This is a genomic window from [Bacteroides] pectinophilus (assembly GCA_025146925.1).
Lineage (GTDB): Bacteria > Bacillota > Clostridia > Lachnospirales > Lachnospiraceae > Bacteroides_F > Bacteroides_F pectinophilus.
Map to the genome: position 1 here is coordinate 1891832 of CP102260.1, position 12305 is coordinate 1904136.

The following is a 12305-nucleotide window of genomic DNA, read 5'->3' on the forward strand; positions in this document are numbered from 1 at the left end:
TCCCCACACAGTATGTTTGTTATAACTATTCCGGATTATTCCTCATATCTCGGCAGATCCACAATTATTGCTTCATGATGGACTGCCGGAAGGAACTTTTCCATAACCTCTTTAGTATTAAGTCTGAGGCTTGAAGTATTAATACACGGATGACATCCAAGAGATTCTCCTTCAAGGACTTCTCTGTCTATCAGCAGCTGCACGTTATTGTCCTTATCATTCATAAGTCCCATTATCGATACAGAGCCGGGTGTTATATCAAGAAATTCCTGCATATATTCCTCATCCGCAAATGATAATCTTGCAGAGCCTATCTGCTTAGACAGATCCTTTGTCTTAAACACCTTATCTCCCGGCATCATAAGCATATAAAACTGCGTCTTCTGTCTGTTGCATAAAAACAGATTCTTGCATATAAGTGTACCAAGAATGCTGTCTATACAATTGCACACTTCCATTGTTGTAGCCGGTTCATGGTCTGTTCTGTAATATTCCATACCCAGGCTGTCAAGGAGGTCATACACACGTATCTCCTTATCAAGTCTGCCTTCTTTATTCTCAGGTCTTCCTTTGATCAATTTCATAACAATCCCCATTCCTGCGCTGTCTCTTGCACATATCAAGTTATACAAAAAATCCTGCCATGTATAAACCCGCGCACACAATTCCCGCACCAAACGTCAGTGAACGTGTAAGCCTGTCATGATTATGCAGCTTAAGTGAAGCTTTGTAACATATAATCACCTGAAGCTTCTGCCCGGTATTATATTTTTTCATTACATACGCTTCTCCGGTCATCAACTTACCGTCCATTGTGTAATAAAAGCCTATGGTCCTTATCTTGCCGCCTTTGGCTCCAACGTGTTCCTCATACCTTTCACAGGTCACTTCCTGACTGTGATAAAAGTAAAAAAAGAAAAATGAGCACATCAGCAAGCCATATGCCAATGCTGATGTAAAAGTGGCAAAAGCCGTTCTGCACACTGAATTAACAGTAATGATGAATACCATGCCTCCAACTATAAGCAGAGCTATTATAAGCTTAACGGCAAAACAAATTATGTGAGTTATCTTTTCCATAATAGCAGTTAAAATGTCCCTGCAATCGTTTTTGCAAGTGCATCGATATCTTCATTCTGAGCCTGCTTTACGGATGACTTTATTGTCACCTTCTGTTCAAGGATATTCAGGTTCTTACATTTGCCAAGAAGCTCCGCCGTCTGTTTTGCTGTCATTGCCGCCCATGTACCGTTCTCAATCAGTGCAACCGTGCGATTCTGGAAATTATGTGCAGCAAGGTCATGCAGCAGATCTTCCATCTTCACGAATATTCCTCCATTGTAGGTTGCTGATGCAAATACAACATGGCTGTATTCAAATGTTGCCGCAACTATCTCAGATGCCGGTACAACAGAAACATCAAACATCTTAGTTCTTATACCAAGCTCATTGAGCCTGCAGGCAAGAATCTCCGCCGCATTCTCTGTATTGCCGTATATTGAGCCATATGCAATGACAACACCCTGTTTCTCAGGCTCATACCTGCTCCATTTGTCATATGCTGCAATATAATCAGCAAAATCCCTGCGCCATACAAATCCGTGAAGCGGACATATCATTGATATCTCAACTGCAGATGCTTTTTTAAGAAGTGCCTGCACCTGTGCTCCGTACTTGCCTACAATATTGGTGTAATATCTTCTTGCTTCATCAAAATAATCCCTGTAAAAATCTACCTCGTCAGCAAACAGTGCTCCGTTAATTGCTCCAAAGCAGCCGAATGCATCTGCCGAGAAAAGAATCCTGTCTGTCTTATCATATGTTACCATTACCTCAGGCCAGTGAACCATAGGTGCCATTATAAATGTAAGATTATGCTTTCCTGTAGAAAGCTCGTCTCCTTCACTGACAAGCTTTAACTTTGAATCAATGTCAAAATTGAAGAACTGCTTAATCATTCCTGCAACCTTGGCATTAGTCACTATAACAGTCTCCGGATGTCTTCTCGTAAGATCTTCAATCATTGCACAGTGATCCGGCTCCATGTGATTAACTATCAGATAATCAAGTGGTCTGCCATTAAGCGTGTGTTCAATATTCTCAAAGAATATACCGCCAACTGCCTTATCAACGGTATCTAACAGAACCGTCTTTTCATCAAGCAGCAGATATGAATTATAAGATACCCCGTAAGGAACCTTGTAAACGCCCTCAAATAGTGAAAGACGGCGGTCATTGCCACCTACCCACACAAGGTCTTCTGTAACATTTCTTGTACAATACATAATCATTACCTCCTGAATGAGTTCCATGCTCACGCCGCTCCTCATTTCCGAATTTGTTTGCACTCATTATATCATATAAAACATATTTTTTTATAAAAATAGTTAAATTAATATTTTTTTCTCTAAAAGTATACTATTTCAGAATCGTTCATACTTTACTGCTTTACCGTAAAATGTCTTGCTACACATATTACATGCCTTTGCCGCCTCTTCCAGCGTTATTTTTCCTTCTCTCCATGCCCTGTGCATCTGATTAAAATTATCCGGGATAGGTATTGACGGTCTCCCGAATTTTACACCTCTTGCTTTCGCTGCTGCAATACCTTCTGCCTGACGTTGTTTTATATTAATTCTTTCATTATCTGCATTTTTTCTTTTGTTATAATCCGCCACTGCTCATTAAGTTCTGTATAATTACGTCCGAGCCTGTCGATTGATTTTATATAGAGTACTGAATCTTCATCCAGCTTCTTAAGCATTTTCTTATATTCTGACCTCTCAAAAATATTTACATATAATAACAGCTACAGTACAAAATTTCCAAAAAAGGGAGCACCATTTCTGATGCTCCCTTTATTATTGCTCTATGCTTATACCAATTTATGCAATTATATTAAGATAACTTTCTCTTTTCTTATGCTCTCTTTCCTGTAAGAACCATTATCATTCCTAACGCAGATGCCATAACAAGCACAATCATCATAATTGGAGCAGTATCGGCTGTCTGCGGTGATTTTGCAGTTTCCTGTGCTGCTTCATTCTGATTTTCAGGCGCTTTAAGTCCAGCATCCTGTCCAGCATCTGTTATGTCAGCATCCGGCTGGACAATTTCTGCATTAGTTACAAATCCTGCATACAATACTATATTGCCAGACTGTTCTTCTGATACTAAAGATAGCTTTCTGGTAAGCCCGGCATCACTATACCAGCCTGTAAATGTATATCCAGCCTTAACTGCCGGTTTCAGACTGCTTACGCCCGTCCCATATTCATAATGAGCCGGATTAGAGATATCATTAACGCCTCCATTGAGGACATATGTTATACTGAAAGTCTCTGGTTCGTCATCTTCATCTGATTCATCTGGTGTCTGATTTGATATTGGCACCGGATTCGGGTTTAGATTCGGTATTGCAGTAAACTTCGCATACAAATCAACGTCACCTGTCTGTGTATCTGATATTGATGTCACTCTTGCTGTTAAAGCTGCATCACTGTACCAGCCATCGAATGTATATCCTGTCCTGGAAGCGTCCGTCAGTGACGCTACTCCTGTACCTTCTGTATATGTTGATGGATTGCCAGCTCCATTGCTGCCGCCGTCAAGGTGATAATTTATTCTGCTTATTACAGGTGCAGCCGTAAACTTAGCTACAAGATTAATATCCTGCGATTCTGTTTTAGATATCATGCTGACTCTTGTTGCAAAAGTATCGTCTGTATACCATCCTTCAAATACATAACCAGGTGCATCTGCATCAATGAGTGTAATATCCTCCTTGCCAACATAATATCCGGCAGGATTTGAATTGCTCATTGTAACACCTGATGGCAGACCTGAAGCAGCGTATGTTATATTCTTCTTCTCGTAAGGCACTGCCTGTAATGAAAGCTCAGCACTCCATCCAGCTGACGCATATACATATGTTACCTTCCACTCTTTAAACTGCTCATATGGAATAGCCCTTGTTCCTGACAGCTCTGAATAATCCGGAACTGTCAATGCATAATAATCACCCTCTGTATCTGATGCATTACCTGCAGTGCTTGTAAATGTCTCAATTAGTGTAGTTCCATCAGTATCGATGTAATTAACAATATATCCTATGTAAGGACTTGAGCCGCAATACAGCTTAATATTATCTCCTGCAAGCACCCTGTCAGATTTGTCCGGATCCATCTGAATATTATTCGTAAGATCACATCCAGCATCGGAAACCTTGTAAGTTGCAGCATTCGCAATATATGGCATTGTGCAATATACCAGCATGACACACATAATACAGAATGCAGCAAATCTTTTCTTTCTCTCCCTTATTAATTCCTTCATTCTTCCTCCTGCTATTAAATTATTTTGCTCTCACAATATATCTCAAATGGCGCATGCCATCCTTGACCATTCTTAATTTTGACTTCCTTTTATACCTGCATCTTCTGAGCTTCACAGGCACCTCGCCAATATCGAGACATGCTTTTTTTGCGGCAGCAATCATCTCTGTTGCAAATTCCATCCCGTCTGTCTGGAAGTCAAGTATCTGCGCTGAAGTACGCGTAATTCCTCTTAATCCGCAATGAAAATCATATATATCGCACTGGAATCTTTTGCCTGCGCACCATGATAAAATACGACCTCCAATCACATGCGATAACTGTATGCTCCCCTTTTCAAACCCGCCCTCGTAGCGGTTTCCTATAACAACATCGCACTTGCCGGATGCCAGTACAGCATACATCAGTCCTATTCTGTCAAAATTATATGACGTATCGCAGTCTCCTATAATAATCACATCGCCTCTGCTCTGCCTTATGCCTGCCTTGATTGCACTTCCGTACCCTTTTGACTGTTCATATACGACAACTGCGCCATGCTTCAGTGCAGCCTCGGCAGAGTTGTCTGTCGAGGCATTATCAACAACAATTATCTCTCCATCAAGAGCACATCTGTCTAAAAATGTTTTTGCTTCATCTACACAATATCCTACACTTTGTTCTTCATTAAGACATGGCATTATGATTGACAGACTAAGACTTTGTTCTTTTTGCAGCTCCATCTGCAAACCACCTCCAGTCGACTAACGAACCAGTTATCAGAAACATTGCCAGAATTGTTGCAATCTGTGCCCTGTATGTAAAGAAACAATGTAGATATGAATGATTATGCAGTACCAGATATCTCGCATATGGTATAAGTCCAACAATCCCATATATAATAATACTATGCCAGCAAATATCATTACTATGGTAAACATATCCTATATAAATAATAAACAAAATAACTGCTGCAAACAGCCACACTCCTGCTTTGCCATATCCTGCCGGAAACAGACATTTTATATTATTAACAACTGCTCCTGTAATATACTGTACAGTACCAACGCCTATATCTCCGCCAATACGCTCGTCCACATGCTCCGTTACATACGGCAGCATACTGGTATGCATCACTGCAGATGCTGTAATCCACTTGGCACACCATGTTCCGGCATATCCGGCTGTCCATGTCACAGCCGCTTTTACAGGTATTTTCACCGGACTGAAGCTTTCTTTATATCTTCCATTCATTCCAATGCAGATTACAATAAGCAGCGGCACTGACAATGTCACGGTCTCGGTAGTAAGAAAGTCAAAATAATTTGTTATCATCCCGCTGAGTAAGAATATGATTCCTATATTATACCATCTGCCTTTATCGCAGCTTCTGACTGCACACATAGCGGCCACCGGCATGATTATAAAAACCCATGTATATTCCAACGAATATGGTACAAACCATACCGCCGCTGCAATATATCCCACAGCCAGACCTACTGCTGCATAATATGCTTTTCTTCTTATGATCATTACAATAAGTGCCGCATTTAGAATTGCTACCATAACCGCATTAAAAAAATATATATTTTTAAGCTGCATAAACATCAGCATAGGTCTTACGATAACTGTTGAGCCATGCCAGTATCTCATGTATTGCTGGTTAGCCGCAGGATGCTTTGTAACTGCCTGATACAGGTTGTCATTCTCATTAAGATACGATGTATGGTAATACGAAGACATCATAACAGATTCAAGCGGATTTTCCTCATCATACTGGTAAGCTATGCCTAAAAGTATCGAATCTGCATATCTGTCTATTCTGCTTCCTTCTGCCCCATCAATAACAGTACCAAACAGTTCGCAATTTTTCAGATACTGCGCCGACTCCTGCATATTATCCTGTATTGCAGACACAGGAATCAGAGCTGTCAGCACAAGAAGCAGTATCATAACTCCTATGCCTGCAGCAAATACTCCTGTGTACATTATTACATTTTTAAAAATGCTTTTCCCCTTATGTCTGCAATCCGTATAGCCCTTATTAAGTTTCATCTGTCCCCTTATCCACATATTAAATATTATCTATATCCCTGCTTACTCTGCCAATGTCTCTGCAATAGCCTTTGCAAGTTCCACTACAGCCTCATTCTGCTCCTGCTTGACAGCAGACTTTATTGTCACCTTCTGTTCAAGGATATTCAGGTTCTTACATTTGCCAAGAATCTCCGCCGTCTGTTTTGCTGTCATTGCCGCCCATGTACCGTTCTCAATCAGTGCAACCGTGCGGTTCTGGAAATTATGCGCAGCAAGGTCATGCAGCAGATCTTCCATCTTCACGAATATTCCTCCATTGTAGGTTGCTGATGCAAATACAACATGGCTGTATTCAAATGTTGCCGCAACTATCTCAGATGCCGGTACAACAGAAACATCAAACATCTTAGTTCTTATACCAAGCTCATTGAGCCTGCAGGCAAGAATCTCAGCCGCATTCTCTGTATTGCCGTATATTGATCCATATGCAATGACAACGCCCTGCTTCTCAGGCTCATACCTGCTCCATTTGTCATATGCTGCAATATAATCAGCAAAATCCCTGCGCCATACAAATCCGTGAAGCGGACATATCATTGATATCTCAACTGCAGATGCTTTTTTAAGAAGTGCCTGCACCTGTGCTCCGTATTTGCCTACAATATTGGTGTAATATCTTCTTGCTTCATCAAAATAATCCCTGTAAAAATCTACCTCGTCAGCAAACAGTGCTCCGTTAATTGCTCCAAAGCAGCCGAATGCATCTGCCGAGAAAAGAATCCTGTCTGTCTTATCATATGTTACCATTACCTCAGGCCAGTGAACCATAGGTGCCATTATAAATGTAAGATTATGCTTTCCTGTAGAAAGCTCGTCTCCTTCACTGACAAGCTTTAACTTTGAATCAATGTCAAAATTGAAGAACTGCTTAATCATTCCTGCAACCTTGGCATTAGTCACTATAACAGTCTCCGGATGTCTTCTCGTAAGATCTTCAATCATTGCACAGTGATCCGGCTCCATGTGATTAACTATCAGATAATCAAGTGGTCTGCCATTAAGCGTGTGTTCAATATTCTCAAAGAATATACCGCCAACTGCCTTATCAACGGTATCTAACAGGACCGTCTTTTCATCAAGCAGCAGATATGAATTATAAGATACCCCGTAAGGAACCTTGTAAACGCCCTCAAATAGTGAAAGACGGCGGTCATTGCCACCTACCCACACAAGGTCTTCTGTAACATTTCTTGTACAATACATAATCATTACCTCCTGAATAAATAGAATAATAATACATCCCCTGTTTACAGCCCATTTTGTACCAGATATTCTTCATTGTCAAGAATATCCTGAGGATTTCCGTCATATATTATCCTTCCGTCTGACACGAATATAACCCTGCTGCATACCTGCCTTACAAAATCAAGGTCATGTGAAGCTATTATCTTAAGGTGCTCAAAGCTGTTAAGTACCGATATCAGATTGCGTCTGTTGCGCGGATCAAGTGCTATTGTCGGTTCATCCATCAGGATAATGTCAGGTGTCATGGAAAGTATAGTTGCAATCGATACGAGCTTTTTCTCGCCGCCTGACAGCTTATATACAGGTCTGTCCGCAAGATGTGTGGCATTAACCATCGCAAGTGCATTATCAACTCTTCTTGCAACTTCATCTTCAGGGAGACCATAATTAACCGGTGCAAATGCAACATCTTCTCTCACAGTTGACATAAAAAGCTGACTGTCTGAATCCTGAAAGACATAACCAATCTTTTCTCTTATAATAGAAAGCGTATCTTTGCGTACCGGAACCTCTTCAATACGTATCTCTCCCGTTGCCGGCATGCACAGGCCTACAAGCAGTTTCAGCAATGTAGACTTACCGGCCCCGTTGGCTCCTATCACGCCAACAGACTCATGTTCTCCAACATGCAGTGAAATATTCTCAAGCACACGCCTGCTGTTATCATAAGCAAATGACACGTCATTTACATCTATATGAATATGACTCATATAATAAAATCTCCTACTATTTCAAATACATGTACATACCTGAGCAGTACCATTATGCCGCAGAATGCCGCAAGCAATGCAATGTCTTTTAGTCTCATATGTACTGTATTCTTATAAATAAATGTACCTCTGCAGCCTCTCAGGCACATGCTCTCATACACTGCTGATGCCCTGTCCATTGAACGCAGCAGAATCTGTCCGGTAAGCGGTCCCCATGCCCTGAATGCAATTCCTTTCTGTCCGGGTGCACGCAGTAAATATGCCTGTACAGTCTGGTTAACTTCCTCAAGAAGCACTGTAATATACCTGTATATAAGCAGCACAAGTGTTACAATTATCTTAGGCATGTGAAGTCTTGCCAGTGCCGCACATATATCTTCTATCCCGGTTGTGATAATGAGTATATACGCCGCCGTAATCGTAAAAATGCCTTTAAGAATTAATGTCACCATTGATCCGGGAGGATTGAATATCCCGACGAGGCACACAAAAGGTATTATATATCCTATTCTTTTTATACATAACCCTACGCTCAGCTCTCCAATAATGAACATGCAGAGAGGGTACAGTATCATGGCAAGCTCTCCGACAGCATCAGTGTTATCAAATGACACTACCGTTATTATGTATATAATTGTCACAAGGAACTTAAGGAGCGGGTCAGCCTCCTTTAACCGTCCTGCTCCTTCCTGCATTGAATTAATTCTATGCAGTTCATGTATTGCATTTTCTATCTTACTCATGCTTTCTTCTAAAGAGCCTGAACATCACACAGAACAAAGAACACAGTGCTATTACGGCAGCTCCGCCTACGATACCCGATAATGATGTACCTGCCTGTGAATCTGTTGTCTTTACCGAATAATCAGGAAGCAGCGCTGTCTTCTCCTGAACACTTGCTGCCGCTTCATATATCCCGTCAGATGCCTCTATCTCATCTTCTCCCGTTATCTTCTGGATTGACCACTCAAGTCCGTCAGGATATTCCGATGCTGCCAAAGAGAGACCTCCGCCTATTACAACTGCGGCAGTTACAAGAATTATAACTGTTTTCTTGTAGCTTAATCCCGGCTTTTTATCCACTCCATCATTAATCCCCCATAACAGTTCGGGTCTTGCCTCATATATAAAACACAGGACTGCTGCCGTTATCAGCCCCTCAACCGCTCCTATAGCCAGATGTATAGGCTGCATTACAGATACAAATACCGTGAGCGGAAGCTGTGTTACACCTGAAGCTGTTGTCTCAAGGCATACTGAAAATGCTCCAAGCTGAAGTGTCACAATACATCCGATTACCGATGCTGCTATAATCTTCCACCTGCATGCACCTTTTCTCATCATCGGTCTCCATATCAGCATGGCACCGATAAAGCACCCATAGAAAGCCATATTCCATATATTACAGCCAAGTGCCAGAATACCGCCGTCAGCAAATAACAGGCATTGTATCTGAAGTACGCCTATCATTGTCAAAAAGCCCGCATAAGGCCCCAATATTGCCGATAAAAGCATTCCTCCGCAAAGATGTCCCGAAGAACCCGTTCCCGGTATTGTAAAATTAATCATCTGTGTTGCAAATACAAATGCTCCCATTACTCCCATCACAGGGATCCTCTTGGGATCATCCACCAGTTTTACTTTTTTTACCGAATATCCTGCTGCCACTGCCGAGCAGGTATACATTGTTGCCGCAACTGCCGGTGCGACGAGTGCGTCTGCCATATGCATATCTTAGTCCTCCATGTTCTCTATAATGTCGCGTATTTCCCTTATTGAGCGTCCTGATGACTTTGCCAGTCTTCTGACATCATCATATTCAAGTTTGCTTCTTACCACCCCATATCCGCTTGCTTCCTTACATCTTACATCCCCGAATTCAGTATGAAGTGTCTTCTCACTGCGCTCAAGAATCATTCTCTCACAGTGGTATACCCTCATTCCAAGTGTTGTTGTATTCCTGAAAATGAGACCGGCAATCCTTTCCCTGTCCTCCTCCCTGCACATAACAGTAAGCAGCGTTCCCGGCCTTGACTTCTTCATTCCTATTGCAGTTGTATACACATCTAAAGCCCCCTCGTCCATGAGAAGCTCCGCTGCATATCCCAATTCTTCTGCCGTCATGTCATCAATATTGCAGCAAAGCTGGACTATCGTTTTAGCTGTCCGTGTAGCCTGTATACCAACAAATACCCTGACACAGTTTGCTGCGGCAAAATCCTTTGTACCCATTCCGTAGCCGATTCTGCTCACAGTCATCTGCGGCATATTACCGAACTCATCAGCATAATGCTTAACAAGAGCAGCTCCCGTAGGCGTACACAGTTCTCCTTCTATGCTTCCTGCCCTCAATGGTACATCATTCAATATAAGTGCCGTTGCAGGTGCCGGAACCGGAAGTATTCCATGAGCACATCTGACATTACCAAAGCCGGTTGTCACAGGTGATACAACTATCCTGTCCGCACCTATAATATCAATAAGCATACAGCAGCCTATTACATCTGCCATTGCATCCTTACTTCCGACCTCATGAAAATGTATCTCGTCAGCACTTTTGCCATGGACCCTGCTCTCCGCCTGCGCAATACACTCATATACCTCAACTGCATTCTTCTTAACATTCTCGCTTATTCCCGCTGCATCTATAACATGTCTTATGTCATGCATCGATGCTCCATGATGGTGATGATGCTCCGCATGGTGGGATTCAAGCTCCTCATGCCCGTCAATCGTCACATTCATGTGTGTTCCATTTATACCGCATTTTACTGAAGGAACAGCCTCAACATGCAGACCTTCAATTCCAAGTGAATTCATCTTATCCGTAAACTTTTTTCTGTCTTCATCATTAAGGAGTTCATACAGTGCGCCCATCAGCATATCTCCTGCCACGCCCATAGAACACTCTATATATAATATCTTCATATATTAGCCTCACTGTTTTTTGGCTGCATATGGTTAATCATGCTCGCCATATACCCTGCTCCAAATCCATTATCTATATTAACAACACTGACGCCGCTTGCACATGAATTAAGCATGGACAACAGTGCCGACAATCCGTGAAATGATGCGCCGTATCCGACACTTGTAGGAACTGCTATCACCGGACAGTCTGCCAGACCTCCTATTACACTTGCAAGAGCACCTTCCATTCCCGCTATTGCAATAATAACCTGCGCATTCATTATATCTTCCATATGTGCCATAAGCCTGTGAAGACCTGCGACTCCGACATCGTAGAGCCTTACGACCTCATTGCCGAGAGCTTCTGCCGTAAGTGCAGCCTCCTCAGCAACCGGAATATCACTTGTTCCGCCGGTTGCAACAACAATCTTTCCCATTCCGTATGGCGCCGGCACATCTCCTATTATTCCGATACGCGCCAGCTCATCATATCTGAGTTCCATATTATCCGACACATACTCAGCAGCTTCCCCTGACATCCTTGTTATAAGTATTACATCCTGTCCATTCTGCTGCATCTGCTTAGCAATTCCAAGTATCTGTTCCTTAGTCTTGCCTGCACCGTATATAACCTCCGGTACACCCTGACGTATTCCGCGGTGATTATCAAGCTTCGCGTAGCCTATATCAGTAAACGGTTCTTCCTTTATCTTAAATGCTGCGTCCTTCACGGACATTCTGCCGTCCGACACCGCCTTAAGCATATCAATAAGTTCTCTTTCTTCCAACTCTGATCTCCTGATTCTCTTCAATCTGTACAACCATATAAATGCACAAAAAAAATTGCAACAAAAACAACCTGCCTGCATGATACATTCATGTTCATACCGGCAGCAACGCACTTCATGTGCTTAATTGTCTTCGTGGCAATTACATTAAATATTATTCTAACATAACAGATACATCAAATCAAGCCGTTACTCAGGCTTGCGCATATTCCCTGTAATCTTCTTCACATGCAAAAAGAATG

12 protein-coding genes and 1 pseudogene are annotated in these 12305 nt (G+C 42.0%); all 13 read right to left on the reverse strand.

Annotation, left to right across the window (positions count from 1 at the left end; all coding sequences use genetic code 11):
* Window positions 1-35: 35 nt before the first annotated feature.
* The gene (locus NQ488_08870; GenBank protein ID UWN94696.1) at window positions 36-584 is read right to left on the reverse strand and encodes a prolyl-tRNA synthetase associated domain-containing protein; all 549 of its coding nucleotides are present in this window, start codon (window positions 582-584) and stop codon (window positions 36-38) included.
* 40 nt (window positions 585-624) lie between these two features.
* The gene (locus tag NQ488_08875) at window positions 625-1080 is read right to left on the reverse strand and encodes a hypothetical protein (GenBank protein UWN94697.1); all 456 of its coding nucleotides are present in this window, start codon (window positions 1078-1080) and stop codon (window positions 625-627) included.
* Between the two features lie 8 nt (window positions 1081-1088).
* On the reverse strand, window positions 1089-2285 hold the full coding sequence (locus NQ488_08880; protein UWN94698.1) for an FprA family A-type flavoprotein: 1197 nt from the start codon (window positions 2283-2285) through the stop codon (window positions 1089-1091).
* 138 nt (window positions 2286-2423) lie between these two features.
* Window positions 2424-2788, reverse strand: a pseudogene (locus NQ488_08885) (recombinase family protein).
* Between the two features lie 131 nt (window positions 2789-2919).
* Entirely contained in the window at window positions 2920-4335 is a 1416-nt protein-coding gene (locus NQ488_08890) for an InlB B-repeat-containing protein (GenBank protein ID UWN94699.1), read from the reverse strand.
* Between the two features lie 19 nt (window positions 4336-4354).
* Window positions 4355-5056 carry a glycosyltransferase family 2 protein gene (locus NQ488_08895; protein ID UWN94700.1) on the reverse strand — a complete coding sequence of 234 codons (702 nt, stop codon included), beginning with the start codon at window positions 5054-5056 and terminating at the stop codon, window positions 4355-4357.
* Window positions 5028-6368 (reverse strand): hypothetical protein, encoded by a 1341-nt coding sequence (locus tag NQ488_08900; GenBank protein UWN94701.1) that lies wholly within the window; start codon window positions 6366-6368, stop codon window positions 5028-5030. Before NQ488_08900 ends, NQ488_08895 begins: the two co-directional genes overlap by 29 nt.
* Before the next feature lie 42 nt (window positions 6369-6410).
* Window positions 6411-7613 (reverse strand): FprA family A-type flavoprotein, encoded by a 1203-nt coding sequence (locus tag NQ488_08905; GenBank protein ID UWN94702.1) that lies wholly within the window; start codon window positions 7611-7613, stop codon window positions 6411-6413.
* A gap of 44 nt (window positions 7614-7657) precedes the next feature.
* On the reverse strand, window positions 7658-8365 hold the full coding sequence (locus tag NQ488_08910) for an energy-coupling factor ABC transporter ATP-binding protein (GenBank protein UWN94703.1): 708 nt from the start codon (window positions 8363-8365) through the stop codon (window positions 7658-7660).
* The gene (locus NQ488_08915; GenBank protein ID UWN94704.1) at window positions 8362-9108 is read right to left on the reverse strand and encodes an energy-coupling factor transporter transmembrane protein EcfT; all 747 of its coding nucleotides are present in this window, start codon (window positions 9106-9108) and stop codon (window positions 8362-8364) included. Before NQ488_08915 ends, NQ488_08910 begins: the two co-directional genes overlap by 4 nt.
* Complete coding sequence (locus tag NQ488_08920) at window positions 9101-10096, reverse strand: energy-coupling factor ABC transporter permease (GenBank protein UWN94705.1); 996 nt, start codon at window positions 10094-10096, stop codon at window positions 9101-9103. The genes NQ488_08915 and NQ488_08920 overlap by 8 nt, the downstream gene beginning before the upstream one ends.
* 3 nt (window positions 10097-10099) lie before the next feature.
* Window positions 10100-11293, reverse strand: a complete 1194-nt coding sequence (larC, locus tag NQ488_08925; GenBank protein UWN94706.1) for a nickel pincer cofactor biosynthesis protein LarC — start codon at window positions 11291-11293, stop codon at window positions 10100-10102.
* On the reverse strand, window positions 11290-12063 hold the full coding sequence (larB, locus tag NQ488_08930; protein ID UWN94707.1) for a nickel pincer cofactor biosynthesis protein LarB: 774 nt from the start codon (window positions 12061-12063) through the stop codon (window positions 11290-11292). Before larB ends, larC begins: the two co-directional genes overlap by 4 nt.
* Between the last annotated feature and the right edge of the window lie 242 nt (window positions 12064-12305).